This window comes from Burkholderia sp. Ac-20349, assembly GCF_017104865.1.
GTDB lineage: Bacteria > Pseudomonadota > Gammaproteobacteria > Burkholderiales > Burkholderiaceae > Burkholderia > Burkholderia aenigmatica.
The window spans coordinates 1-26308 of the sequence record NZ_JAAGPM010000034.1; the positions used below are offsets into that span (position 1 = coordinate 1).

Sequence of the window (26308 nt, forward strand, 5' to 3'; positions counted from 1 at the left end):
TCTGTTCCATGAACCTGGCGAAAATGGAGGGAACCAAACCTGCTACTATAACGGCTTTTCGAGGCCGTCGTTTGGGGCCCCCAGCCTTAGCAGCAGGTGGCAGCAAGGTGGCACCTGCGCCGGGAAACAGGCACAGCACGCCGTCGGTCGAATGCAGCCAGCGGCCCAGCACGCGCCGCGCCGGCGCGAGCCCGAGCGCGCGGCGCACCGCGTTGAGTGCGGGGCCGCAGGTGCGATCGAGCACCTGCCGCTCGATCAGCGTCATCAGCGCCGCCTTCACCGGCAACGGCCAGCGCGCGGGAATCGTCAGGCGCGGGTGGGTCGGCGGCGCATGCGCGGACAGCAGCGTCGACGGCGACACCTGCACCGACACGTACGGCGTGCCGTGCAATTCCTGCATGAAGCGCGCGGAGAACGCCCACAGCGTGCCGACGAGCACCGTATCGTCATCGGTCAGCGCGCGCAGCGCGTCGTAATGCGGGCGCAGCGTCGGCGCGATCACCTGCCACAGCGTGCGAAACGACGTGCGCGAATCCCACAGCGCGGGGTTCGCCATCGCGGCCTCGTATTCGGCCGCAGTGCCGATCGGCACGAACGCGAACCCGCAACGGCGCACGACCGCCTCGAACGGCGCGTGCGTGCAGAACACGACGTCGTGACCGCGCGCCGCGAGCGTGCGCGCGACGCCGAGCAGCGGATGCACGTCGCCCGCCGAACCGATCGCGGTCACGATCATCTTCGCCATCGCGCGCCTCGCGGGTGTCAGTAGAAGCCGGGAATCAGCGCCGCGACCTCGCGGCGGTACTGCGTGTACGCCGGCCCGAAATACCCGGTCAGCCAGCTCTCCTCGACGCGCACCTTGTACGCGAGCGACGCGAACACGAGCAGCACGCCGATCGCGCCGCGCCATTCGCCGCCGATCAGCGCGGCGCCGACGAGCGCGATCAGGCAGCCCGTATAGATCGGGTGACGCACGAGCCCATACGGCCCGGTGCGGACGAGTTCATGGTCTTCCTTCAGCGTGACCGACACACTCCAGTTCGTGCCGAGATGCAGCCGCGCCCACACCGAGAACAGCAGGCCGGCCACCAGCACCGCGAGCCCGCCCTGCGCCTGCAGGCCGAAACGCTGCCAGTCGGGCACGAGCGCCTGCCACGACGGATCGGGCAGGATGATCAGCGCGCCGCCGACGATCAGCGGAATCGACTGCAGCGTGCGCGAGCGCGACGCTTCCTTGCGCACGGTCGTCTTCGCGCCTTGCGAGGTGGCGATCCAGTAGGCGAGCCACGCGGCCCACGGAACGACGATGGCGATGGTCTGAACGATATTCACGGCTGGCCTGCCTCGTTGGGATGGGAATTCGATTGCGACGGGCGTACCGGCCGCCCGGTGTGCGGTGTCACGACGACAGCGCGTGCATCGGTGCGGGCACGCACACCTGCGCGGCGGCGAGCGCGATGCCGGCGGCCAGCGACGACCCGCCGCAGAAAAAGTCGAGCAGCGCCGAGCGCGTGTATTCGCGCTGCGCGCGGCCTTCGATGTCGAGGAAATGGCCGGCGTCCGGCACCGTCGCGAACCGCGCGCGCGGCACGTGCGCGCCGAGCTGGCGCACGTCGGCGGGCGTCGTGTATTCGTCGCGCTCGCCGTTCAGGAACAGCAGCTCGCAGCCGATGTTCGAGAACTCGCTGAAGTAGCGCTCGGGCTGCAGCGACAGGATCTGGTCGACGTGAAACGCAACCTGGTCCTGCTCGTCGCGCGGCAGGCGCGTGAGATAGCGGTAGTTGTACAGCTTCATGATGCGCGGCAGGTAGCGGCCGACGGTATCGTTCAGCAGCTGCGCGGCCTTCAGGTTCTCGCCGGCCGCGATGTGGTCGCGGGCGCGCGTCACGTAGTCGACCATCGCATCGTTCAGGAACGGCGAGAACGAGCAGATCGCCGCGCGCCGCACGCTCGGGCAGCCGCGCGCGAGCGCGAACAGCGACGCGACGCCGCCCCACGACACCGACACGAGGTACGACGGCGCGAACCGTTCGACCAGATGCTGCAGGATCGCGGCTTCGTCGTCCTTCGTCAGGATGAAGCAGCCCGGGTTGTGCTGACGCGACTGCCCCGCATACGGCAGGTCGAAGCAGATCGTGTTGATCCGCTCGCCGAGATACTGGACGGTCTGCCCGAACGACGCGGTCGTCGCGAGCGCGCCGTTGACGAGCATCGCCGTGTCGAACGCCGGGTCGAACACGTTCCGTTCGACGTAGACCTTCAGACCATTCGGCAGCGGGACCACGTGTTTTTCGGTCAGCATCGTCGTTCTCCGGTGGATGCGGCGTCTCGACGTCGCGGCATGCTGCAGGTGCGCAATGACTGCGCCGGTTGTTTGCGCGCAATCCGAATCGCGCGATTGGCCAATGCACCGCGGCAATACCGGCGGCATCGATTCATTCCTCGTAGTGCGGCGCCATACTAATACGGACAATATTACTGACTCAAGTCATTCCAACGATACCCTCTACTCTGTTAGGAAATTCGGCAGATTCAAATTATTCCCGCATTTTTTATGGTAAGCGGAATGCTTTCGAGGGCGAACGCAATCGTTTGCGGAGCGGTGGCTCACATCCGCCTAACAGACCCGCATCCATTTAAAATCAATACCTTACTTCGTTTAATTCGATTATTTAAAACGGATTTTCATGAATGAATCGTGACACCGCTTCGCCGGCCGACTTCCCTGTTTCATCGAATATCACATAGCTCAATAATCTTTCATTCCGTAATCGCTTCGGCACCCGCAATGATTAACCCTATTGATCGCTCGCTTCAGAATGCGTTTTAAACAAACTCCAGCTTTTTTAATCATCTTTCAATTATTTTTCCGCAACTGCACAACGCGCGAGCGGGGGCCGCGCTCACCGCCGGACACCCGCCTTCTCCGTCAGACCCCGATTTTTTGTTGATTGAACGATCAATAAAAAACCGCTAAGCTCTCGACTTCCATGGACGGCCCGTCCGGGCGAAGGGAGTCGCGATGCCGAAAGTCGGAATGCGGGAGATTCGCCGCGCACAGTTGATCGACGCCACGCTGCGCTCGATCGACGAGGCGGGCCTGCCCGGCACGACGCTCGCCTCGGTCGCGCAACGCGCGAACATCTCGACGGGCATCGTCAGCCACTACTTCGGCGACAAGGACGGCCTGCTCGAAGCGACGATGCGGCATGTGCTGCGCGATCTGTGGTCGGCCACCACGCGCCGCCGCGGCGGTACGCGCAAGGACCCGCGTTCGCGGCTGCGTGCAATCGCCGCCGCAAACTTCGACGACACGCAGGTCAGCGCGCCCGTGATGAAGACGTGGCTCGCGTTCTGGTCGCAGAGCATGCACGACCCGATGCTCAAGCGCCTGCAGCACGTCAACACGCGGCGCCTCCATTCGAACCTGTGCGCGGAATTCGCGAAGGCGCTGCCCCGAGCGAAGGCGCGCGAAGCCGCCAGCGGCCTCGCCGCACTGATCGACGGCCTGTGGCTGCGCGGCGCGCTCGCCGGCGGCCCGATCGACACCCGGGCTGCATTGAAGCTCACCCACGATTACATCGACCTGCTGCTCGCGTCCGCCTGACGCGCCACGCAGTCGCCCTCTAGGAGATCCTCATGTCCGTATACGGTTTGCAGCGCCTCTACATCGGCGGCGGTTACGTCGACGCCACGAGCGGCAAGACTTTCGACACCTTCGATCCCGCCACCGGCGAACTGCTGGCGCAAGTGCAGCAGGCGAGCGCCGCCGACGTCGACCGCGCGGTCGCGTCCGCGCAGGAAGGCCAGCGTGAATGGGCCGCGATGACCGCGATGCAGCGCTCGCGCATCCTGCGCCGCGCCGTCGACCTGCTGCGCGAGCGCAACGACGAACTCGCCGCACTGGAAACGCGCGACACGGGCAAGCCGATCGGCGAGACGCTCGCAGTCGACATCGTCACCGGCGCGGACGTGATCGAGTACTACGCGGGCCTCGCGACCGCGATCGAAGGGCTGCAGGTGCCGCTGCGCGCCGAGTCGTTCGTCTATACGCGCCGCGAGCCGCTCGGCGTGTGCGCGGGCATCGGCGCATGGAACTACCCGATCCAGATCGCATGCTGGAAGACGGCACCCGCGCTCGCCGCAGGCAACGCGATGGTGTTCAAGCCGAGCGAAGTCACGCCGCTCACCGCGCTCAAGCTCGCGGAAATCTATACGGAAGCCGGCGTGCCGGCCGGCGTGTTCAACGTCGTGCAGGGCGACGGCTCGGTCGGCGCGCTGCTGACGGGCCACCCGGACATCGCGAAGGTGTCGTTCACGGGCGGCGTCGAGACCGGCAAGAAGGTGATGTCGCTGGCCGGCGCGTCGTCGCTGAAGGAAGTGACGATGGAGCTCGGCGGCAAGTCGCCGCTGATCGTGTTCGACGATGCGGACCTCGACCGCGCGGCCGACATCGCGGTCACCGCCAACTTCTTCAGCTCGGGCCAGGTCTGCACGAACGGCACGCGCGTGTTCGTGCACCGTTCGATCAAGGATGCGTTCACGCAGCGCGTGCTCGAACGCGTGAAGCGCATCCGCGTCGGCAAGCCGACCGATGCCGATACCAACTTCGGCCCGCTCGTGTCGGCCGCGCAGCTCGACAAGGTGCTCGGCTTCATCGAGAGCGGCAAGGCGGAAGGCGCGAAGCTGCTCGCGGGCGGCACGCGCCTGACCGACGGCCACTTCGGCAGCGGCCAGTACGTCGCGCCGACCGTGTTCGGCGACTGCCGCGACGACATGAAGATCGTCCGCGAGGAAATCTTCGGGCCGGTGATGAGCATCCTCGATTTCGAATCGGAGGACGAAGTGATTGCCCGCGCGAACGACACGCACTATGGCCTCGCGGCCGGCGTCGTGACCGAGAACCTGTCGCGCGCGCACCGCACGATCCATCGCCTCGAAGCCGGCATCTGCTGGATCAACACCTGGGGCGAATCGCCGGCCGAGATGCCGGTTGGCGGATACAAGCAATCCGGTGTCGGACGCGAGAACGGCATCACGACGCTCGAACACTACACTCGAATCAAGTCGGTGCAGGTCGAGCTCGGCCGTTATAACCCGGTGTTTTGAGAATCACGAAAGGAGACTGACCGTCATGACGACACGCGAATACGACTACATCATCTGCGGCGCAGGTTCCGCGGGCAACGTGCTCGCAACGCGCCTGACGGAAGACCCGGACGTCACGGTGCTGCTGCTCGAAGCCGGTGGTCCCGACTACCGCTTCGACTTCCGCACGCAGATGCCGGCCGCCCTCGCCTATCCGCTGCAGGGGCGCCGCTACAACTGGGCGTACGAAACCGACCCCGAGCCGCACATGGACAACCGCCGGATGGAATGCGGACGCGGCAAGGGGCTCGGCGGCTCGTCGCTGATCAACGGCATGTGCTACATCCGCGGCAACGCGCTCGACTACGACAACTGGTCGACGCACAAGGGCCTCGAGAACTGGACGTATCTCGACTGCCTGCCGTACTTCAAGAAAGCCGAAACGCGCGACGTCGGCCCGAACGACTATCACGGCGGCAACGGTCCCGTGTCGGTCACGACCAGCAAGCCGGGCGTGAACCCGCTGTTCGAGGCGATGGTCGACGCGGGCGTGCAGGCCGGCTATCCGCGCACCGACGACCTAAACGGTTATCAGCAGGAAGGCTTCGGCCCGATGGACCGCACGGTCACGCCGAAGGGCCGCCGCGCGAGCACCGCGCGCGGCTACCTCGACCAGGCGAAGGTGCGGTCGAACCTCGAGATCGTCACGCACGCGCTCGCCGATCGCATCCTGTTCGACGGCAAGCGCGCGTCGGGCGTCACGTACCTGCGCGGCAGCGAGCGCGCGACCGCGCATGCGCGCCGTGAAGTGCTCGTGTGCAGCGGTGCGATCGCGTCGCCGCAACTGCTGCAGCGCTCGGGCGTCGGCCCCGGCGCGTGGCTGAAGGAACTCGACATTCCGGTCGTGCTCGACCTGCCCGGCGTCGGCCAGAACCTGCAGGACCACCTGGAGATGTACATCCAGTACGAGTGCAAGGAGCCGGTGTCGCTGTATCCGGCGCTCAAGTGGTGGAACCAGCCGAAGATCGGCCTTGAATGGATGCTGAACGGCACGGGCCTCGGCGCGAGCAACCACTTCGAGGCGGGCGGCTTCATCCGCACGCGCGACGACGATCTGTGGCCGAACATCCAGTATCACTTCCTGCCCGTTGCGATCAACTACAACGGCTCGAACGCGATCGAGATGCACGGCTTCCAGGCGCACGTCGGCTCGATGCGCTCGCCGAGCCGCGGCCGCGTGAAGCTGCGCTCGCGCGACCCGAACCAGCATCCGAGCATCCTGTTCAACTACATGGCCGAAGCGCTCGACTGGCGCGAGTTCCGCGATGCGATCCGCGCGACGCGCGAGATCATGCGGCAGCCCGCGCTCGACCGCTATCGCGGCCGCGAGCTGAACCCGGGTGCGGACTGCAAGTCCGACAAGGAACTCGACGCATTCGTGCGGGCCCGCGCGGAGACCGCGTTCCATCCGTCGTGCTCGTGCAAGATGGGGTATGACGACATGGCCGTGGTCGATGAAGAAGGCCGCGTGCATGGGCTCGAAGGCCTGCGGGTCGTCGATGCGTCGATCATGCCGATCATCACGACCGGCAACCTCAATGCGCCGACGATCATGATCGCCGAGAAAATCGCGGACAAGATTCGCGGGCGCAAGGCGCTTGCGCGGGTGGAGGTGCCCTATTTCGTTGCGAATGGGGCGATGGCGAGGAATGTCGCGAAAGCTGTGCGGCAGCCGGAGACGGTTTGACGGCGGCGGGGAGTCGCTACGAAAAGCGTAGCCGGGAATTGCGGAAGTTTGCCATATCCCGGCCAGCCACGCTTGGTGGCGCTCTTCTTTCCGGTTGGAAGCGAGTGTCTGCGTGCTCGCGGCAGATCACTTCGAGCATCTTCGAGAGGCGAGAAGCGCCCGCCCGGTCCGGTCTCCGTGCCATCCATCTTCGCTATCGCCAAGCGTAGGTTGGTTACCTTGTTGTACTGCAAGAAGACATCGCTGCCCCGTAAGTACCAGATAGCTTTGATGTGTACTTGATATAGCAATTACACCAAGCGAACCGGCCCACTCGCGGGCGCCTGTAACGTCGACTTGAAAAACACCATCCACCAGCAGCGTCGCTGGCCGACGGGCAACCAATTGCGCCGAGCGAGATAAAGCGCCCGGGGTTCGCAAAAGCGATCCTTCAACACGGCCGCACTGGGATATTGCCACCCGGCTTTTCCCCGCCGATACGGTGCCACGTCTCGCACCGTTGTTGTACCCGAACTCGATGCGCTTCACGGTACGGTTCTCGACTCGATGTCCATATCGATAGGCCAGGATACTTTCGGTGCAAGCCACCGAGCGAGATTCAGTGTTTCTTCGTTATTCCAGTCGCGAGGAGGCTCGGGGAATACGGGCAACGCCTCCGGACCACGATGCATAAAAAGGCACGCAAGGCTCCACCTAGCAATGCCCAGTCCGGCAAACTTCCGGACCAAATCGAATCTATCGATGATCTTTCCACTGGCCAAGTCAATCACATTGACATAGGCGCAGTCAGCATACCCCCTCGATGTGTTCTGGCGCGCAACTGATCCCAATCGAATACAACTGCGCTGGCTTCCCAACGTCGGCGCATGAATGGATTGAATTTTGGCTTGAAACGATACACATATACCTTGCGTCGTATGCGATTAAACCGGATAGGTTAATCACGCGGACTCTCCACATCGCATCGAATCACCCAGAGACCAGCAGAGATTAGAAAAAAGTTAGTCGCAAGCATAAAAATGAAAAAACCGATATTACTCAAATTAAAGAACGTGGCAACCGTCACCCACAGCATCCAGGGAACTTGAACAAGGCATATAGCGCCGAGATAAAGTGAGGAACCACGTAGTGGTTCACACAATGGTAATTCTAGATAGATCGAGTCCACATGATTTTGGGTAGCCCCCAACTCGTCTGGTTGCGGCGTACGCGAGGGAACAGTATCAGGATCAGGAAGGTAGCTTGAATCGTATTTCGGAGAATATCGCTTTAGTTCCATTGGCCCCATCCTTGTTCGATCGCGATCGCCCAACCATCCCGGCTCCGATCAATCTTTTTTCGCCGCGCCCGACGTATACCAAACTCAACCGACGTCACGGCGCCGTCCTCGACTCGCGATCCATGTCAGCTGGCCACTCGACTTTGGGCGCTAGGCGTAGGGCAAGGTTGTACGGGGCAACGTCGTTGGCGTCACGCGGCTCAGCATGATCGGGGTCGAGGCCTTCGATGCCGTTTTGCATGTACGAGCAGACATAGGCCCACAGATTCGTAGTGTTGGCGGCAGTAGTGCTGAAGTCGAACCGCGTGATGACGTCGTTGGTACCGGGCTTCACGACGGCAATGGAAACACCTTCTCTGATGATAGGTGCACCACCTGCGGTCGCAGCCCTGGCCTTCCACTTCTCGGCGCGCAAATCGTCCCAGTCATAACTCGCCGTAGTGACGTACCAGCGTGTGAACGGATTCCACCACACGGAATGGAATCCGTAGACATAGACCTTGCGACGCAGACGGTTGAAACGCAGCGGCAGATCGCGCGGTACTGAGACGTCCGCACGATACATGGCATACGTGGCCCACACTCCAAACGAACACATACTGACGTCCATGAGAGCAAACCCGGCCATATCGAGAATGGTACTCATTGCAAGCATTTCAGTCGTTGCGAAGAGCCAAATCTGAAAAATGACGTAGAAGATAGTTGCCAATGCCATCCCCAGCGAAAACCACAACACTAGGCCACGAATCTTCAACGTATTTCGCTCAAGCTCCATATAGACCGTGTCAAGATACGACGGAGTTAACCATATCAAGCTGGGAATTTCCTGAGTAGACTCATTTGGACCAGCAAGGTCACGTTGCCATCCGGGGCAAGGAGGATTGAGTTTCGGCTTTGCCATTAGTTGCTCCCCCACCCACACCGGTGACAAGTCACGTAGCCTCCATGTACTCCGAATTCAATAAACCTCACGGCACCGTCCTCGACTCGCGATCCATGTCAGCTGGCCACTCGACTTTGGGCGCTAGGCGCAGGGCGAGGTTGTACGGGGCAACGTCGTTGGAATCACGTGGATCGGCGTGGTCAGGGTCGAGACCCTCAATGCCGTTTTGCATGTATGAGCAGACATAGGCCCACAGATTCGTAGTGTTGGCAGCGGTAGTGCTGAAGTCAAACCGCGTGATGACGTTGTTCGTACCAGGTTCAACCACGGCTATAGAAACGCCCTCTTTGAGAATCAGGGCGCCGCCAGCAGTCGCTCCACGTACCTTCCACTTCTCAGCACGCAGATCGTCCCAGTCGTAGCTCGCCGTTGTGACGTGCCACCGCGTAAACGGGTTCCACCAGATCGAGTGAAAGCCGTACACATACACCTTACGGCGCAAGCGGTTGAAGCGAAGAGGCAGGTCGCGCGGTGGAGAAACGTCCATACGATAGAACACCGCACTTGCCCATACAGCCACCGCCATAGTGCCCCACAAGATGATCATTACCACAACTCTGTCGCCAGAAATGTTAAATTCCTGCACGTCAAATAAATTAAAAACGGCCGTGAATATTGACTGAGCCAACCATACAGCCATCAATACTGCAAACCAAATGAGTACGCCATGAACAGATAATGCATTACGAGAAATTTCCATGTAAATTTTATCGAGATGCACCGGGGATATAGATAACAGCGCCGGACTTTCCCGGACAGTTTCGTTGGGATCTGGGAGATCTCGTTGCCAACCTGTATAGGGGGGGGGATTGAGCTTAGGTTTCACCATCAGATATCCTCGGCTATTTCGACAGCAGCAAATCCAGATTGATCAGTCTTATCGGGCCAGAAGATCACCATTAAAGTTGCCGACTTAATCTTGTTGACCGGATCCAACCAGTATCGACCACTCAGCACCGGCCGCTTCCCCGTAGGTTTTGTTTCGTTCTCCAACGAGTAATCCGGTCGCTTCAGCACAGTAGGTTGCTTAAGCGTACCCGTATCGTTGAATTGACCTGATGCCATTACATGAGAGGAGAGGCTTGGTAAGCGTCTGCCGGTGGGCGAAACGCCAAAGCGCTCCGTAGTGAGGGTAAAGCGATAGCGTGATTGCTGAACGTCGAATCCTGGCAAAACTGCGCTATAAACTAGCTCGCTTCCTCTTTCAACGGCACCACCATTCTTTAGTATCTCTACATCTTCGGTGATGAGTTCGTCAATCGGTCTAGGACGCGTTCCGCTTTCAAAACTGAGGGTCACGTCCATGCCCAGTACTGCGGCATTGAGTGCCGCGATGGCACGGTCCATATCTTTCTCAGGATCGCGCCAACGCTGTTTGTCTTCTGCCTGTCCGAAGTAGCAACGTCGAGCCCATTGCTCAAGGGCGTCGGACTCGTGGCTTTTGGCATACTGAACTGCCGCAAAAGCGAGAAGCCCGAGCGCAATACCAATCCCCAGGGGACCAGATAACGATGCAGAACCGAAAGCCGCCCAAGCAGACCCCAAAGATCCCCAAGCCGTAAAAAAAGCACCGCCAATAGACAAAATTGCGGCGCCGGAATATATTCTCGCCGCCGTTGAGTCCCCAACCTTCGCCACACGTATTGCCGCCCTAATACTTGCAGCCGCATCCGAAATTCCTGCCAAGGCTGCAATCGCCCCTCCGACCGCCACCATCTTCGTGCCCAACCCGACGACGCGGCTAAGTACCGGAGTCTTCTCAGCCCCCCAGCGCAATGCAAACTCCTTAGTGGCCTCCGCCGGGATCTTGATCGCCAAGCCAGCCGCTTCGACGCCTGCTCCGATAATGCCAACGGAAGCGCCATAGAACGCTGCAACCGCTTCCGGATGGCGTGCCCCCACCTTCGCATCCAGATCAGCCAGCGTGCTCTTCAGGCTGTCCTGCAGAAAGTACAGCCCAACAAACGACAGTCCCCCATCGACGCTGCCAACGGACAAGCTCTTGATGCCAGCGAAACTGCTACCAGCGAAACGACGTGCGCCTGCGGCACCGATCTGCAAACCATTGAGCACCTTGGCGGCGGCTGGCTCCAGATTCTTCAGGCCGGCCTTGACCTGACGCAACGCAGCCTTGGCTTCCCGCTTCACGTCCTCCCCGAGCACTTCGGCCCCCCGCTTGACGTCGCGCACGCCCTCCCTAGCGTCCTGACCGAGTTGCATGAGTCGTTGCTTGACCTCTTCAGCCGAGCCACTGGCCCAGAGCGTCACATCGATGAGCACGTTGCGAACGTTGGCGTTCGGGATAGTAATCAGGCTACCCAGCAGCATCGCACGTACTCCCTTGCCAGCTGCTTTTTGCGCCGCATTTGCGTGGTTGCGGATTTCGTCCGAAAGCAGGTCGAAGCATTCGCCTACTGTGAGCTGAATGGTGACCTGCGTGAGCTTGGTTTTACCGTACAGCCATGCCGCGCCTACATGGAGGTTGTCCAGCGCCGCCTTGACACCCACGCTCAGGCTGTTGTCCAGACGATTGGCAGCATCGTGCATGGCAGACAGTAACTGATCCGCAGCACCAACGATGACACCTCTGCGCCATTCGTCGCCATCGCTACTGGTCGCAATGAGCTTGATCAGGTCATAGTATTTCTTGCCCGCATCGTTGGGCATGGCGCCAGCTACGAATTGCGGTTCGAACGCTTTCTGCAGGTCGGTATGCTGCCCATTCAGGGCGATGTATGCGGGGCTGTTGGGGTCTTTCAATAATTGCTGCCATACCTTGCCGCTCGGACCGAGCACCTCGGGTTTGGGTTTTTCGCCCGGTTTGGCTGGCGGCGATGGCGCATCGGTGACACCACCCATAAGACAGTCGGCGGTGGTGCCAAGCCGACGTTGTCGCGAACGCGGATCGGTGTCGGCATAGTCGAGCATGATGACGCGTCGCCAGTCGGCACCGGCCACCTGCGCTCCCCAGTCGGTCGCATAAGCGTCGATCTGCTTCTGAAAATCGTTGATTTGCTTGTCGTACGCGTCCTGGAATGTCTGTCGTCCCTTCGGGCCGGTTTCCCAATAACGCTCCTCGAGCCTGGCAACTCGGCTCTTGGTCGTGCTCTTAACCGTGGCGTCGCGTTCTTTTGCCGAGTCCTGAAACACCGGCGGGCTACCCGCTTCGCTAGGCATCCAGAAATCACCCGCAGGTGGCGGTGTCTCGGCATCCACAAGCTGAGCGATGTAGGTTTTGATGCCGAGCAGGCATTGCGACGTGAGGTAGGCATACCGTCGCTTGGGGTCCTCGCGCCAGTGCTGGCGTAGGGTAACGACGGAGAGCCGCAGACTGTTGAGCTCCGCCGCCATACCGACCGGATCGGGCAAGATCAGGCCGGCCACCCCCTTGGCGAGCCCATATTGCTTTTCGAGCAGGTGCAATTGCGCGCGCATCGCTTGCACACGCGGCTGGCGCGGATGCCACCCGTGGATGCTGTTGAAGTCGCTCGCGCCCACGGTGTATTCAGCCACATGTTCGTGGAGTAAATCACCGTGTTCCAAGGCGAGTGCCTGGTTATTGGCCTTTGGATCGGCTTTGAGGCCAGCCAGGTTGATCACCTTGAAGCGCTGGCGATAATCCGCCGGCAGCGGCTCGCCGTTGTCGTACTTGCCTGTACGATAGGCATCGAGCGTGGCCTTGGGCCAGGGGTCCTGTGCGAAGGCGATCCAGGCCTGTTTGTATGTCGCCGTGTCGATATTGATGAACGCCGCACGCAGATCATGCCCCGCGCCCAGGCATGCCTTGGAAAGCAGCTCGGGATTCGTACGTGGCATGGCAAACGGATTGCATTGGCGAAAATAGCCTTCGGGCGTGACCTGATAAGCGTGCCAAATCTTTCCATCCAGCAGCACATAGATGTAGCCCTGCCGCATCACACGCAACGCGGTCTGTACCGATTCACTACGCAGGGTACCTTGCCGCTTGAGCCCTTGAGCAACCGGCATGACCGCGAGACGCAGCGGTAAGATCGGCAACCCGGTTCGCTCACAGGCGTTGCAATCGCCGGTGCGATTGGGCGCAGCCTGGCGGCCGGCCCTGGTAAGAGTTTGGCTGGTGCTCATGAATAGCTCACTGCTTTGGGTAGCGATGCGACGATGCGCATCCAGGCCGGATCGTCGTAGGTCTCAAAGCGAGCCTGCAACGTGGACTGGCCGGCCGTCGCGCATGCAATGTCGGCCTGGACATCGGGATTCAGTGGCAGAGCCGGGTGGATGAACACACGATGCGTGCACAGGTCGATGATGTCGGCACTCAGGCGTAGTCCACATTCGCGCGCGTGGCGCACCAACCGGAACGCATGGACTGCCGCTTGAGGCGGCAGGAGCGTGTCACCGCGCCAGCGCCACGGGGCGTAGGCCATGGGAAATCGAAGAGCAAGGCGCCAGACATCAAGGAAGTCGTTGATCAGAGGTACGGCCCGTTGGGTCTGGCGAACCAGCGCGGGGATGTCCAGCCCGGACCCGGTGGCCTCGCCGCGAAACACGGTACAGGTGCCCCAACTAGTCGGGCAAAGCCAACGTCGGATGGGCCACATCAGATCGGGAAAGATATTCCCTGCAGAAGCGAACAGCAGTTCAAGCCGCAACGGTTCGAACCATGGCGACACGCTTTGGGTACTCGCCGATGCAATATCCACGCAACGCAAGACCAGATGGTCGACGAGCACGTCTGGCGAATACTGACTCAGCAGCCAGCCGCAGACGTAGCGTTTCTTGTAGCTCGCATCCTCGCGCGCATACCGTTCACTCGCGGCCAGCAGCGCCGTCATCGGAAACTCCCCGGGCGATGCGAGTTGAACCAACGCCGGACATGCTTCAGGGGTGTGAGCGAGGTCCGGGCGCAAGACACGCGTGATCGCCTGTTCACCCAACGTCTGCGTCAGAGACGTGATACTCAGCGGATTTTCAGGATCACACTCTGCCATCGGATCCAATAGCAGGTAGAGATAGTCGCTTGCTGCACGTTCGCTAAGGGCAAACGCCTGTACGGTACGCTCGATCATCTGGCGCGCTCCAGACAATCGGCCAACTGCCCCTCCAGAACTTGACTACCCAGGGACAAGCTATTCCCGCCGCCCCCGCCCTGTTGACTCATCGGTCCCTTCACGCGAATCGCCACACCATCCAGCGTGATGCCGCTGCTGTCGATACGCAAGGTCCCACCGGGACCTTTGATGACGACAACCTCGGCTGCGCGAATCTCGTAGGCCTTGGTGCGATGCTGGATGGCTTGCCCGGCCTCGACCTCCACCCTGCCTTGTACGCGCTGCTCCAAGTGCCCGCCAATGTCCACCGTGTGGCTGGCAGCCGTCTTGTCGCGGCGGTTGTTGCCGACCTCTTCCGTGCGATCCTTCGCGGTTGTGATCGTGTGGTTGCGACCGATGGTCAGGAAGTCATCGTCACCGATATCGTGCCGGCGATCCCGCCCGATCGTGACCTGTTCGTCGTGCCCAACCGTCTCCTTGCGATCATTGCCGATCGCAATCGTCTCGTCGTGCTCGACCTGTTCGCTGCGGTCATGACCGACGAAGGTCGTCTCGTCATGGTTGACGTGGATGTTCTGATCGCGCTGCGCGTGGACGTAGATTTCCTCTTGTCCTGCCTCGTCCTCGAAGCGCAGCTCGTTGAAACCTTCGCCCTTGTGCGTCTGGCTCTTGATCGTCATCCGCGTCTTGTGTCGCGGCAGTTCGTACGGCGGTAGCTGCAGGCGGTTATAGGTGCGGCCAGTTATGACCGGTTGGTCCGGATCGCCGTCGAAGAAGTCGACGATCACCTCCTGACCGATGCGGGGAATCGCCATATGCCCCCACAGTGCCCCCGCCCAGTTCTGCGCGACGCGGATCCAGCACGAGCTGTGCTCGTCATGGCGGCCCTGACGATCCCACGGGAACTGCACCTTCACTCGGCCGTACTCGTCGGTATAGATCTCTTCACCCTCCGGGCCCACGACCACCGCCGGCTGCGGGCCGTCGATGCGCGGGTGCGGCAGCGGCTCGGCGCGCCATTCGGCATCATCCGGCACCAGTACCGCTTCGTAGCGGTAGTACGTGCCGTGTTGCGCGTCGGCGCTTTCTTCCGCCTGACTGGTGTGTTGCTTGCCGTGATGCACCAGGCTCACCGGACGCCAGCTCCGGTTCATGTCCTCGCGCGGGTGGCCCGTGAGCGCGAAGGCGATACCCGGTTGCAAGCGCGCGTCGTCACCACTGACGAATGCCACACGTGCATCGCGCCGGTGGCCGCGCAAACGATCGTGGGTAAACGCCTTGCCGCTGGCTTCGTGTTTATATCGGCCCGGGTAGTCATAGCGTGCGCAGCCTCGACCCTGATGATCTAGGTCCGTGCCGTCACGCGGGTACTCGTGGTTGAAGCGCGGATTCTTGAACGTGTAGTCGCGCTGCACCTGGCGCGCGGTACGCACGCTCTCGGTGTAAGCGAAGGTCCGTAGGCTGGGTTGTGGCTGATCGCCGCCCGGCGTCGGGTTGTAGATCACTGGCTCGCCGTCAAGACGGCCGAAGATGAACAGCCGATCGCAGTGAATCAACCGGTGCCCCTCTTTGCCGTGCTGGAACGCGTAGAAGAAGCCTTCCTCGCGCAGGATGCGTTCGACGAAGTCGTAGCCAGTATCACCGGCCTGCACGCAATACTCGCGGGCGAGGTGTTCGTTGGTGGCGCGTTGCTCGTAGTCCATCGTCAGCCCATGCGCCTTGAGCACGGCGACTGCGATCTCGGTCACGCTCAGGGTCTGGAAGATCCGCCAGTCGGACGAGAGCTTGAGCCGTGCGAGGCGCGGCTCGACCACGGCCGAGTAGCGGGTGCGCCGAAAGCCGGTGTCGCCCTGAACGAACGACGAAACCGCGCCATGCACATAGCGCACGGGCTGACCGCCCTGCCAGATCGTGAGCTGGCCGTTGCGATCGAGCATCTGACCGAAGTCGATGGCCGGATTGGTACTGGCTAGCTCGACCTCCAGGCGAAAGGTCTCGGACAACCCCTCACGCAGCGTGAACTCGACGACCTCAAACGACTCGTCTCCGGCAGTAAAGGTAAAGCGCAGGTCGGATTGCGTGGGCATAGAAGATCCTTGCCGACCCGGGACCGGGCAGCGGTCATCAATGGCGAATAGCGGCAAACGACGCAAATAGCAGTCGATAAAGTGCCTCGGCCCAGCCCCATCCGCTGTCACGGACAGGTCGGCGCCGATACTGGGTGGGGATCAAAAATATCGAGCTATCGCTCTAGCGTCTATCGGACGAATCTGAAATTCACGGAAAGATTCACCCAAAGCACGATCCGCCAGCGAACGAGCCCATAGCGTCGTACTCGCATCGAGCCGACGAGCGTCGATGAAACGAAGCGCGCTGAAACGCGACTGCCGATGGCCAGTGGACTATCCGGAGATCATCGAAATGGAGAAAAAAAGAATGGCGCGTCAGCTCGTCATATCGCGAAAGCGGTGAGACGCCCCGGTCGGCCTTTCCCATGAAAAACGCCGCCGACATTGACTGTCGGCGGCGTTTTTCATGTCCGGCTCAACCGTTGTTGACCTGCTGCCGCAAACGCTCGATATCGACGTTTTTCAAGTAGTTCGTGATGTTCTGCCAGATCGGATGGAACCCGTAACCACCGTGCTGCAGCTCATCGAGCGCCTGCTCGCGTGTCCAGCCCTGGTACACCACCCGGTACAACGCCGACACGAGGCCGGTACGATCGGCGCCGTGCTGGCAGTGGATCAGCACCGGGCCGTCCTGGTCGGCCGTCCGCAGCGCCTTCAGCGCGGCGACCATGTCTTCGTCGCGGATGTCCCACGTGTTGATCCGGATGCGCTGCATCTTGATCTGCGTGCCGGCCAGGATGCTGTCGTCCGCGTGAAACGAGCGGAAGCTGATGACCTTGCGGATGCCGAGCTTCTGCAGTTCCGGCACGTCACTGCGGGAAAGCTGCGCGCTGCGGTACAGCGACGGCGTGATGCGATGCAGGTTGTTCACGTGCGCATCGGTCACGCTCTGCGCCCATTTGATCGGCCGGGCGGACACCTCGGAGGCCGGGTCCGCGCAGGCCGGCTGAGCGAGCCCGGCAAGCGTGACGGCGAGCGCGGCAATGATGGCGATTTTCATGTCGGGTCGGGGATCAATAAAACGCGCGCTTGCGCTCGCGGGAAACGATGAACAGCACGATCGCGGCGGCGCTCATCGTCCAGTAGTCGGTCGGGGCCACGCCCAGCCAATGGATATGCCAAGGCACGTTGGCCGGATTGAAGCGGGCCAGGCCGTATGCCGGGTTCAGCACGAACCACAGGAAATCCTCGGTCAGCCAGAACACCATGATGCACGCGACGATGCGCGCCTCGATGCGCCACGACCAGCGCCCGTTGAACACGGCCGGCAGGTGAAAGAACAGCGCGACGAACGGGAACACCCACGCGTGGTAGCCGGTCATCGGCCGCCCGCCCCAGAAGATGTCGAGCAGCCAGTGATGTTCGATGCGCCAGGTCGGCAGGTTGGCGGCCCAGCCCGCGCTGCCTTCGATCTGGATCTCGACGTTCGCGAAGAAGTACGCGAGCAGCACGACCCACGCGACGACGAACACCGTATGGCGCGTCGGCACAAAACGCGCGACGCTCATGCAGCCGGCTCCAGGCCCAGCACGCGATCGAGCACGAAGCGGCCGGCGAGCGGCCGCCCGAGCGGCGCGAGACGGCGGCGCATGTCGGCGAGACGCTCGGGTGTCTGCAGCAACGCGCGGATCCGGTAGACGAGCGCATCGTCGTCGATCGCCTTCAGCGCGACACCCTGCTCGAGCAGGAAATCCGCATTGCGCTCTTCCTGGCCCGGAATCGGCGAATTGACGATCATCGGCAACTGCATCGCGAGGCATTCGGACGTCGTCAGGCCGCCCGGCTTCGTGATCACGAGGTCAGCGCAGGCCATCAGGCGTTCGACCTGCTGCGTGAAGCCCTGCGGAAACAGCCGGCCGGGATGCTGCGCGGCCAGTGCCTGCAACGACGCCAGCATCGCCTGGTTCTTGCCGGCCAGCGCGATCAGCTGGAAGTCGGCATCCATCTCCAGCAGGCGCGCAGCCAGCACGTCGAGCCCACCGAGGCCCGCGCCGCCAGACATCATCAGGAAGGTCGGGCGCGCGGGATCGAGGCCGAATTCGGCCGCGCAGGCCGCGCGATCGAGCGGCTGGCCGAACGCCGGCATGATCGGGATGCCGCTGACGTGCACCGTGTCGGGCGACATGCCGCGCGCATGCATGCGCCACGCGATCTCGTCGTTGGCCGCGAAATAGCCGCGCATGTTCGGCACGACCCACATGCTGTGCAGGTCGAAATCGGTGACCTGCACCCACACCGGCGTGTCGACGCGCCCCTTGCGGATCTCGCGCGACAGCAGTTCGGCGGGCAGGAAGTGCGTGCAGATGATCGCGTCCGGACGCTGCCGTTCGATCTCCGCGAGCAGCGGCCGGCAATTGAGCCGCTCGATCGCGCGCCGGATCTTCTGCGACGGCGCGGCGGGATCGACTTCGTCGGTCTTCTGGTACAGGTAGCCCCACAGCGCCGGCTGGCTGCTGACGAGCTTGATGTAGAGATCGGTGTACAGCTTGCGGAAGCCGGTGGACACGAAATCCATCACGTCCAGGTGGGTGGCGTCGACGCCGGCGGGATGGTGGTCGGCGAACGCGCGGATCGCTTCGGCCGCGCGGGTATGGCCGGCGCCGGCGCTCACGCTCAGGAGGAGAATCTTCTTGTTTTGCTTTGACATCTGACTGACCGTTTCGATGAAGGTGGTCCGGACGCGGGTTCGCGGCGACGCTCTCACGCGGCGGCGGTTCGTGTCCGGCTTACAACAAGCTTGGCAGATCTTCGACGGTGCGGGCGGGCGGTTACAGCAACGCGATCGCCGGCATCGTCTGCGGAATCATACTGCGTTCGGTCGATGGCGCCCGGATCGGGGGATGTACAGTCGGTCAGGAAGGAAGGATGGCGCGGCGCGCAACCAGTGTGGACGCCGACGGCATGACAGCCCGGCGCGGCGGCGCCTGACACCCGTTCACGCATGCGAACGGGGCCCGGCATTTCGGCGCGAACTGGGGTGCTCGCGCACAGATCGTTTGGAATCCTTGCGTATCGGTTCGGCACAGGCGGTGCATCCGCCCGCCTTGTCCCCATGCTCGCCGAATCAGGACGTCACAACGGCCCGCTTCCCCATCCGCTTCCCGCGGACGATCGGATTCCATCGCGACGTCAGGCTCATTGCGCCGCGCAAGCGCTCGAACGCGGCGTCCTCCTTCGGCCCGAAGCGGCTAACTGCCGGCCAGGCGAGCACGTGATCGAGCCATGCCTGCCACTCGTCGCCATGAAAGCGGCCACCGATTTCCCGCACGGCCTCCGGCGCCGCGATCACGATGCCCGCCAGCAGGTAGTAGGCCCAAAAACTGCCCGCGCCGACGAGTTGATCGAGCCTGCACACGGAGAGCGCCGCGAGCAGCCCGTCCCCCGACGCGAGATCGGCACGATGCGAGCGAATCGCCCGCGCAACGAGGTTGTGCTGACCGCCATACGCGGCGATGGAGGTCCCGTTGCCGGCGGCAAGCGCGGACGAGAACGCCACGAGCGCCGCCATCTCGTCGATGCGCGACGCCTCGTCGCGCGGCCCGCACGCGCGCAGCACGATCGCGTCGATGACGGCGCCAGGCATGGCCGACGTTTCCCCACTCGCCGCCGCGACGACGGCCAGCCTGTCTCTCAGGTTCTTCGCAGAAAGCGTGTTGCCCTGTGCGCCCTTTTCATGTTCGGTACATTCGCCGTCATCCCCCCCGTTGCTTCCGACACCGCCGGCAATCCGCCCGAGTGCGGCCCAGCCGACATCGGGGTCGTCGAATGCGCATGCGTCGATCACGCCGTGTGCGGTGTCGAACGCGGCGCGCGAGCCGGGGCAACTGCGTTCGGCTTCGTCTAGTTGCTGCATCGAAGGCACGTGCGAGCACGCACCGAATGGGTCGGTCAGGTCGCAGGCGCACGCGCCGCCGTCCGCTGCGATCCACGGCGCGAGCCGGTGAAGAACGGCCGCTGCGTCGCGAGACAGATTCGCGCCTGTCGGCATACGTATCGCCTGTGACTCGGCGACGGTCGTGTCGCCAGCGTCAGCCGTCATCGCTACACAAGCGGCAGCGTCGAGTCGTTCGATCAGGTACTGCAACCACGCGGCCGTGCGCAGCCGGTCAGGCGTCGCGCCGCGGGCATCTCCATACTTTGCTGGATCGGTAAGCATGGGTCTTCCGGGATAGTTCTGGCCAATTTGAATTTGGTTGTTTCAATCGAATCGGACAGCGCGGCACGCCGCGCCATCCCTGCATGTCCACCCGGATCGGATCGCGACACGGGCGGTCAGCCGGCCCTCGCGCCGATACACGCGACGACACGAATGCAACGAGGAATGAGGCGTCGGCCATGCCTATCGCACGGCCTTCGTGCGCCGCGGGCGCCCGGCTTCATTCCGCGACGCTTACTGCACGTGGAGCTTCGGCGATGCCATCAACGTGCCGGACCACACACAGTCGGGTGTCCAGACAGCATTGTTGAACGTCAGCGATGCATTCGAATCGTTCCATGCCGCGACGAGCTTGCTCGGCCCGCAAGCGCCGAGCAGCTTGAAGTCCACCTGCGCGTTGTTGATCGAAAGCTGTGTCGCGCCGTCCACCTGCCCTGTCCATGGCGACGCGCTGCTCGCGGTACTGCTGACCGCCGGACACCAGCTCCCCCCGTTGAACTGCACCGACGTGATATTGACCATACCCGCCGGCGTAATCGTCCCGTTGAACGTCACGGCGCAGTTCGAGACAATCGACTTTTTGCTGAGCGTGGTCAGCCCCGTCGCGGAGAACGGCTCACCGTTCGGATTCATCGGCTGCCCGTCCGCGCGTGAAACGGTCACCGCGAATGCAGGCGCAGCCGAAACCGCGGTGAATGCCACTGCAGCAACCAGCGATGCGATTTGATGAACTTTCATCTGTATGGCCCTCTCTCGATATATGGCGGCCTGCCACCCGCAACGCGACCGCTCTGCAGCCTGATTTCGGCCGTCGCACCGATACGTGCGACGCCACGCACCCATCGAAGCCGCGAATACCCGCCACGCATGCCGCACGGCCCTCGCGCGCGGCGGGCACCCGCTTCGATCCGCGACGCTTACTGCACGTGGAACTTCGGCGACGTCAGGACCGTACCGCCCACCGTGCAATCCGGCGTCAGCACGGCGCTGTTGAACGTCAGCGACGAGTTCGTATCGCTCCACGCCGTTACGACCTTGCTCGGCCCACAAGCGCCGAGTAGCGTGACGTTCACCTTCACGTTGTTGATCGTCAGCTGCGTCGTGCTGTCGGCCTGACCCGTCCACGGCGACGTGCTGCTCGCGCTGCCGCTGATCAGCCCGCACGTCGCGCCGCCCGAGAACGTCGTCGACGTGATGTTGACGATGCCGGTCGACGTGATCGTGCCGTTGAAGGTCGCGTTACAGGCCGCACTGATCGATCCCTTGCTGAGGTTCGTGAGCCCGGTCGCCGAGAACGGCTCGCCGTTCGGGTTCATGGCCTGGCCATCGGCCCGCGTAACGGTGACTGCGAAAGCAGGCGCGGCTGAAACCGCGGTGAAAGCCACTGCAGCAACAAGCGATACGATTTTGCGAATGCTCATTTGAACTGCCCCCTCTCTTCACAAATGGCGGCACGCCGCCAGGAACGCGATCTCCCGGCCGGAATGGTCCGGCCAGCCGGTCGCAGGAAACCGCCAGCGCGCGTCATGCGCGCCGGACGGCTCAGAACTTGTAGGAAATCCCCACGAACGTGATCAGCGGATCGGCCTTCAGCCGCGTGCGCGTGGTGGCGAGTGTCGAGCCGTCGGCCGCCTTGATCACGAGCGACGAGTAGGTCTTCAGCGGCATGTAGGTCAGCGTCGCCGTTACGCCCCAGTGCTTGTCGATCGCATAGCTCGCGCCGACGTTGTAGACCGGCGTGAACGACGACGACGCCTTGCCCTCCACCGACGTCGCACCCGGCTTGCCGGCGCCGGCCGCGAGTACGCTGCCGAGGTTCTCGTTGATGTCCTTCGCGAAGTTGCCGTTCAGTTCGATGTTGCTGAACCAGCTGTAGGCCACGCCGATCCCGACGAACGGGCGGAATCGCGCCGTCGGCGAATTGAAGTAGTACTGCAGGATGACCGTCGGGCTCCACTGCCGCGCGTTCTTCACGGCCGGCTGGTTCGCCGACTTGTCCATGTCGACGTTGCCGAGCGCGCCGGCCGGGCCCGGCGGCTTGATCACGCCGTGGCCGGTCAGCGTGAACTCGGGCGGCACGCCGAGCACCGACGTCACCGCGATGTGGTCGGTGAAGAAGTGCGTGAGCGTGAGGCCGACCGTATCGGCGTTGTTGACCGTCAGGCTCGTGCCCGGCGACGTGAACGAACCGGGCAGGCGCAGCGGCCCGTTGATCGGCATGCTCGCGAGATTCGTCGTCAGCCCGTTGGTCGAATCCTGCGGCATGATGTGCAGCCAGCCCAGCGTCGCGACGTTGTCGCCCGCCTGCTGGGCCGATGCGAGCGTCGACACGCCTGCGACGACACCCGCGACAATCAGCTTCTTCATGAAGTCTCCCCCTCATTCTGTCGGGGCGCCGCGCATCCGAGCGCGGCGCCGCCGTGTCTCCATCCACACGCGGTCACTGCACGAACGCGCCGACCGTGAAGTACGGGTTGCTCGTATCGACCATGTCGAGGAACCCGAACACGCCGCCGGTGAACACGAACTTGCCGGTTGCCGGCCCCGACGCCGCGTCCGCATGCACGGTCGTCACGACGCCCGGCACCTTCTGCGTGTAGTCGAGGTTCAGCGCGCGTGTCAGCGCGGCCTGCGACGCGTTGAACGGATCGAGCAGCGTGGCCTGCGCGCCGATGAGCGCGGTCGCACGGTAGTTGAACGCGCTGTCGACGCCCGTGTACTCGCCGTCCTGCGAGCCTTGCGTGATCGCCGTCTGCGGGCTCAGGAACGAGATGCCCGATTCGTCGTCCGCGCTCGGCGGGCCTTGCGTGAGGTCCGCGTTGGCGGCGCCGGTGCGGATGAAGATCGGCACGAGCTGGTTGCGCAGCTTGCCGACGATCAGGATCCCCTTGCCGGCCTTCGCCGGATCGAGCGCGGCGAGCGTCGGCGGAATCTGCGGCTGGTAGTTGAGCGACTGGAACGCCGGCGCATCCGGACGCAGCGTGAACGGCTGGTTCACGGTTGCGCTCGACGCAAGCGGCTGCCCGCCGTTCTTCTTGCCGAAGTTGTCGGTTTCCGTATAGCTGCCGTCCGCGTTGATCGTCACCTTCTGGTCGAGCGCCACCGGCTGGAAGTTCTGCGACGGCACCTGGTGATAGCCGAGCTGGTTGTACGTGCCGGCGATCTTCGTCAGGTCGGTTTCCAGCGACGAGAAGCTGATGAACGGGTAGTACGGGAATGTCGTCTTCGGGATCTTGCCGACGCCGATCACGCCGTCGAACTGGATCGTCGCGCCGGGGATCGCGCCGCCCAGCACGCCTTCGCCGAGGAACAGCCGCGCCGGCCGGCTCGGGTCGAGACTCGCGTTCTGCATCCGGAACGTGCACTGGTTCAGCTTCACCGTCGGCAGCCCCGTTTCGTCGGCCAGCGTGCCGTCGACCACATTGGCGGGGGCCGTATCGCGGGTCGGCTGCACGGTGCCCGCGGCGGTCGGCACCGGCGATGCGAGGTAGGTCATCCGGTACGTCATCTTCGTCGTGTCGAGCTGCACCTTCACGAGCTCACCCGACCCCGACCCACCGATGAACACCGTGTTGTAGTCGATCGTCTGCGGGCACAGCCGGACCACCGGCGCAGGCGGCGGGTCGCCGTCGCCGCCGCACGCGGCCAGCACGGGCGCGAGCGACGCCGCGGCCATCCATTGTTTCAAATTCATAGGAATCCTCTTGAAATTCGATTCGCCGGCGGCGACGCATGCGCCGCCGGTGTGACGTGTTCAATGCAGGGTCACTGGACGAACGCGCCGACCGTGAAGAACGGGTTGACCTTGTTGTTGTTGACGACCATCGCGTAGACGTTGCCGGCCGTCACGAGCCAGCCCGTGTCGCCCTTGCTGAAGATCGCCACGTTGCCGTTCGTGCCCTTCGCGTTGAAGTCCTGCGTGGCCGTGACCTTGATCTTGCCGGGCGTGGCCTGCGTATAGTCGAGCGCGAACTGCGAGGTGACCGACGACGTCTGCGGGTCGATGAACGCCGCGGTATTGCCCTGGAACAGCGTGGACGTATAGTTCGCGGCCATCGTCGACACGGCAGTGCCGTCGTTACAGGTTCCTGCTTCCGTCAGGAAGGTGCCATTGACGAACTTGCCAGGCAGATCCGGGTGCGGCACGTTCGGATTGAAGCTCGGGCCTGGCGACGGGATGAAGCTCGCCGTGCCGGGAGACGTCACGAGGCCGCATGCGGATGCGCTGGTCGCGCCGATGTAACCGCCCTTCAGCGAATTGGCGGCAATCGCGGTGGCTGACGACAGCATCGAGATCCCGACTTCGGCATCGGCGACCGACGCGAGCGGATTGGCCGGATCGACATACGTATAGCCGACACGAATCACGACCGGTATCCGCACGCCGTTCAGCTTGCCGACGATCATGATGCCTTTGGCCTGGCTCGACACAAGGAGGATGATCGTCCCCCCCTGCCCCTGCCCCGCGATCGGATACGAAACCACGCCAAACGCATTCGGCAGCCCGTTGCTCACGAACACGTTGTCGGTCGACCCGTCCGCATTCTTGCGCAGCGCCCAGGGGGTCCCGGTCGTCTGGCACGAGTAGTCGCTGCCTTGCGTGATCGTGCATGAACCGTCCGCATTGAGCGTCTGGTTCCAGTTGACGACGTCCGGCTCCCAGCCGATTGGCCCCGGCGCGCTCTGCCCGCCCCCGCCGATCGGCGACAGATGGATGCCGACCTCGTTGTAATTGCCCGCGACCTTCGAAAAGTCGGTTTCCGTTTCGATGAAGCCGATGAACGGATAGAAATCGAACGTCCGCGACGGCACGTAACCGATGGGCGTGGGGCCCCCGAGGTCGATCCCCTTGTACGCAATCGTCGCCCCCGGAATCCCGCCACCCACCACACCATTGCCGACGAACAGCATCGGCGGATCCGCACGGTTGATCGTCACCGCATACGCGCCGTCGCTCGTCGCGCCGCTGTCGAGCACGAACGCGCAGCGGTTCTGCTCGGCGGTCGGGAGGGTGGTCGGATGATGGAATGCGCCGCTGATCGTCAGACCCGCGCGGGTATTGTTGACCTGCCCTGCCGACGTCGGCACCGACGATTCGAGGAACTGCATCTGATAGGTGAGCTTCGTCGTGTCGAATTTCACCTTCACGTACTCGCCGCTACCCGCGCCGCCCGTGTAGGTCGTCGTGTAATCGAGCGCGTCCGGACACAGCTTCGTCACGACAGGCGGCGTCGTTTCAGCACCGCTCGGCCCGCATGCGCTCCCCGAGCACTGCGGCACGGTGATCGGCCCCGGATCGTCGCCGCCGCCGCAACCGGCGACGAACGGCAAAACGACGACCGCGCATGACAGGATCGCTTTCCGCCATTCAGGAATGCAAATCATCAACCCCTCCTTTTCAGGTACGACAAGTCTCGTCCGGACAGGCTGCATGGCCCGCCGGTTGGTATCGCGCCGCCGCACGAACGCGCAGCGCATGACGGTGCGCGCAAGGCGGCCGCGATGCCGGTCAGGCAAATGCGGCACACGCCGCGGCGGCAGACAAGCGCGCTCCCGCAGCGCCGTCATGCGGCACGGCGCCGTCGGAACGATCGAAACGGGAAGTGGTTCGCCGCTACACGGCGAAATGGCAACGCTGGGACGCGATCTGCATCGCGCCTGCATTCAGCGAAAAAACGGGAAACGGCAGTCCGACTGGCCCCGCGGATAGGCGTCTCATGAATTGGTCTCCGTACGTACGCTTGATTCGTTATCGTGATGCGTCGTTTGTGGAAACTATGATCGGACGATACCCACAAGTAAATGGATGCAGAGTTCCAAACGACCGAAACCGCGCAATCCTAGTGCGTGCAGGGGATTTGACAGTTTTTCAAACAGCCTTCGATTTATTTGCTCAGACAAATACCCGCCCCATCCAACGCGCGTTTGAACAACGCCGC

Annotated in this window: 20 protein-coding genes; 3 read left to right on the forward strand and 17 right to left on the reverse strand. The window is 62.9% G+C overall.

Annotation, left to right across the window (positions count from 1 at the left end; all coding sequences use genetic code 11):
- From G3N61_RS13825 to G3N61_RS13835, 3 genes are all read right to left on the reverse strand, one after another.
- A partial coding sequence (locus G3N61_RS13825; RefSeq protein WP_241017737.1) for a glycosyltransferase occupies window positions 1–745 on the reverse strand: 745 nt, incomplete at its 3' end.
- Window positions 746–762: 17 nt separating this feature from the next.
- The gene (locus G3N61_RS13830) at window positions 763–1332 is read right to left on the reverse strand and encodes an isoprenylcysteine carboxylmethyltransferase family protein (protein ID WP_043180493.1); all 570 of its coding nucleotides are present in this window, start codon (window positions 1330–1332) and stop codon (window positions 763–765) included.
- 67 nt (window positions 1333–1399) lie between these two features.
- Window positions 1400–2302 (reverse strand): alpha/beta hydrolase, encoded by a 903-nt coding sequence (locus G3N61_RS13835; RefSeq protein WP_175021196.1) that lies wholly within the window; start codon window positions 2300–2302, stop codon window positions 1400–1402.
- 720 nt (window positions 2303–3022) lie between these two features.
- On the opposite strand from G3N61_RS13835, the gene betI reads away from it, so the two are divergent.
- From betI to betA, 3 genes are read left to right on the forward strand one after another with little or no spacing between them, the layout of a single operon-like run.
- Complete coding sequence (gene betI / locus G3N61_RS13840; RefSeq protein ID WP_043180498.1) at window positions 3023–3607, forward strand: transcriptional regulator BetI; 585 nt, start codon at window positions 3023–3025, stop codon at window positions 3605–3607.
- Window positions 3608–3639: 32 nt separating this feature from the next.
- Window positions 3640–5109: a betaine-aldehyde dehydrogenase gene (gene betB, locus G3N61_RS13845; protein ID WP_043180500.1), complete on the forward strand. Its 1470-nt coding sequence runs from the start codon at window positions 3640–3642 to the stop codon at window positions 5107–5109.
- Window positions 5110–5134: 25 nt separating this feature from the next.
- Window positions 5135–6835 carry a choline dehydrogenase gene (gene betA, locus G3N61_RS13850; protein ID WP_205822733.1) on the forward strand — a complete coding sequence of 567 codons (1701 nt, stop codon included), beginning with the start codon at window positions 5135–5137 and terminating at the stop codon, window positions 6833–6835.
- Between the two features lie 1373 nt (window positions 6836–8208).
- Here betA and G3N61_RS39550 read toward each other — a convergent pair.
- The 14 genes from G3N61_RS39550 to G3N61_RS13920 form a co-directional block, all read right to left on the reverse strand.
- The gene (locus G3N61_RS39550) at window positions 8209–9015 is read right to left on the reverse strand and encodes a DUF6708 domain-containing protein (protein WP_241017738.1); all 807 of its coding nucleotides are present in this window, start codon (window positions 9013–9015) and stop codon (window positions 8209–8211) included.
- A gap of 67 nt (window positions 9016–9082) precedes the next feature.
- Window positions 9083–9886 carry a DUF6708 domain-containing protein gene (locus G3N61_RS39555; RefSeq protein WP_241017739.1) on the reverse strand — a complete coding sequence of 268 codons (804 nt, stop codon included), beginning with the start codon at window positions 9884–9886 and terminating at the stop codon, window positions 9083–9085.
- Complete coding sequence (locus G3N61_RS13865; RefSeq protein ID WP_205822734.1) at window positions 9886–13161, reverse strand: T6SS effector BTH_I2691 family protein; 3276 nt, start codon at window positions 13159–13161, stop codon at window positions 9886–9888. The genes G3N61_RS39555 and G3N61_RS13865 overlap by 1 nt, the downstream gene beginning before the upstream one ends.
- Window positions 13158–14102: a hypothetical protein gene (locus G3N61_RS13870; RefSeq protein ID WP_205822736.1), complete on the reverse strand. Its 945-nt coding sequence runs from the start codon at window positions 14100–14102 to the stop codon at window positions 13158–13160. Before G3N61_RS13870 ends, G3N61_RS13865 begins: the two co-directional genes overlap by 4 nt.
- The gene (tssI, locus tag G3N61_RS13875; protein WP_205822737.1) at window positions 14099–16171 is read right to left on the reverse strand and encodes a type VI secretion system tip protein TssI/VgrG; all 2073 of its coding nucleotides are present in this window, start codon (window positions 16169–16171) and stop codon (window positions 14099–14101) included. The genes G3N61_RS13870 and tssI overlap by 4 nt, the downstream gene beginning before the upstream one ends.
- Window positions 16172–16628: 457 nt before the next feature.
- On the reverse strand, window positions 16629–17213 hold the full coding sequence (locus G3N61_RS13880; protein ID WP_205822738.1) for a dual specificity protein phosphatase family protein: 585 nt from the start codon (window positions 17211–17213) through the stop codon (window positions 16629–16631).
- 13 nt (window positions 17214–17226) lie between these two features.
- Entirely contained in the window at window positions 17227–17721 is a 495-nt protein-coding gene (locus tag G3N61_RS13885) for a hypothetical protein (RefSeq protein ID WP_043180508.1), read from the reverse strand.
- Window positions 17718–18860, reverse strand: coding sequence for a glycosyltransferase (locus G3N61_RS13890; RefSeq protein ID WP_043180510.1), 1143 nt, complete (start codon window positions 18858–18860; stop codon window positions 17718–17720). The genes G3N61_RS13885 and G3N61_RS13890 overlap by 4 nt, the downstream gene beginning before the upstream one ends.
- 417 nt (window positions 18861–19277) lie before the next feature.
- On the reverse strand, window positions 19278–20369 hold the full coding sequence (locus G3N61_RS13895; RefSeq protein WP_205822740.1) for a hypothetical protein: 1092 nt from the start codon (window positions 20367–20369) through the stop codon (window positions 19278–19280).
- A 234-nt stretch (window positions 20370–20603) separates the two neighbouring features.
- A complete protein-coding gene (locus G3N61_RS13900; protein ID WP_205822741.1) occupies window positions 20604–21107 on the reverse strand; it encodes an activator protein in 504 nt (167 codons plus the stop codon).
- Between the two features lie 179 nt (window positions 21108–21286).
- Entirely contained in the window at window positions 21287–21790 is a 504-nt protein-coding gene (locus G3N61_RS13905) for a hypothetical protein (protein ID WP_043180516.1), read from the reverse strand.
- Window positions 21791–21911: 121 nt separating this feature from the next.
- On the reverse strand, window positions 21912–22736 hold the full coding sequence (locus G3N61_RS13910) for an OmpW family outer membrane protein (protein WP_043180517.1): 825 nt from the start codon (window positions 22734–22736) through the stop codon (window positions 21912–21914).
- Between the two features lie 73 nt (window positions 22737–22809).
- A complete protein-coding gene (locus G3N61_RS13915) occupies window positions 22810–24063 on the reverse strand; it encodes a DUF2957 domain-containing protein (RefSeq protein WP_205822742.1) in 1254 nt (417 codons plus the stop codon).
- A gap of 71 nt (window positions 24064–24134) precedes the next feature.
- On the reverse strand, window positions 24135–25754 hold the full coding sequence (locus tag G3N61_RS13920; protein ID WP_205822743.1) for a DUF2957 domain-containing protein: 1620 nt from the start codon (window positions 25752–25754) through the stop codon (window positions 24135–24137).
- Window positions 25755–26308 lie beyond the last annotated feature (554 nt).

Excerpts from the sequence above, each read along its gene's own strand:
- G3N61_RS13835 (WP_175021196.1), bottom strand. The coding sequence starts at position 2,302 with ATGCTGACCGAAAAACACGTGGTCCCGCTGCCGAATGGTCTGAAGGTC.
- G3N61_RS39555 (WP_241017739.1), bottom strand. The coding sequence starts at position 9,886 with ATGGTGAAACCTAAGCTCAATCCCCCCCCCTATACAGGTTGGCAACGA.
- G3N61_RS39550 (WP_241017738.1), bottom strand. The coding sequence starts at position 9,015 with ATGGCAAAGCCGAAACTCAATCCTCCTTGCCCCGGATGGCAACGTGAC.
- G3N61_RS13905 (WP_043180516.1), bottom strand. The coding sequence starts at position 21,790 with ATGAGCATTCGCAAAATCGTATCGCTTGTTGCTGCAGTGGCTTTCACC.
- G3N61_RS13870 (WP_205822736.1), bottom strand. The coding sequence starts at position 14,102 with ATGATCGAGCGTACCGTACAGGCGTTTGCCCTTAGCGAACGTGCAGCA.
- G3N61_RS13900 (WP_205822741.1), bottom strand. The coding sequence starts at position 21,107 with ATGAAAGTTCATCAAATCGCATCGCTGGTTGCTGCAGTGGCATTCACC.
- G3N61_RS13910 (WP_043180517.1), bottom strand. The coding sequence starts at position 22,736 with ATGAAGAAGCTGATTGTCGCGGGTGTCGTCGCAGGCGTGTCGACGCTC.
- betB (WP_043180500.1), top strand. The coding sequence starts at position 3,640 with ATGTCCGTATACGGTTTGCAGCGCCTCTACATCGGCGGCGGTTACGTC.
- G3N61_RS13865 (WP_205822734.1), bottom strand. The coding sequence starts at position 13,161 with ATGAGCACCAGCCAAACTCTTACCAGGGCCGGCCGCCAGGCTGCGCCC.
- G3N61_RS13915 (WP_205822742.1), bottom strand. The coding sequence starts at position 24,063 with ATGAATTTGAAACAATGGATGGCCGCGGCGTCGCTCGCGCCCGTGCTG.
- G3N61_RS13895 (WP_205822740.1), bottom strand. The coding sequence starts at position 20,369 with ATGCTTACCGATCCAGCAAAGTATGGAGATGCCCGCGGCGCGACGCCT.
- betA (WP_205822733.1), top strand. The coding sequence starts at position 5,135 with ATGACGACACGCGAATACGACTACATCATCTGCGGCGCAGGTTCCGCG.
- tssI (WP_205822737.1), bottom strand. The coding sequence starts at position 16,171 with ATGCCCACGCAATCCGACCTGCGCTTTACCTTTACTGCCGGAGACGAG.
- G3N61_RS13890 (WP_043180510.1), bottom strand. The coding sequence starts at position 18,860 with ATGTCAAAGCAAAACAAGAAGATTCTCCTCCTGAGCGTGAGCGCCGGC.
- G3N61_RS13920 (WP_205822743.1), bottom strand. The coding sequence starts at position 25,754 with ATGATTTGCATTCCTGAATGGCGGAAAGCGATCCTGTCATGCGCGGTC.
- G3N61_RS13885 (WP_043180508.1), bottom strand. The coding sequence starts at position 17,721 with ATGAGCGTCGCGCGTTTTGTGCCGACGCGCCATACGGTGTTCGTCGTC.
- G3N61_RS13880 (WP_205822738.1), bottom strand. The coding sequence starts at position 17,213 with ATGAAAATCGCCATCATTGCCGCGCTCGCCGTCACGCTTGCCGGGCTC.
- betI (WP_043180498.1), top strand. The coding sequence starts at position 3,023 with ATGCCGAAAGTCGGAATGCGGGAGATTCGCCGCGCACAGTTGATCGAC.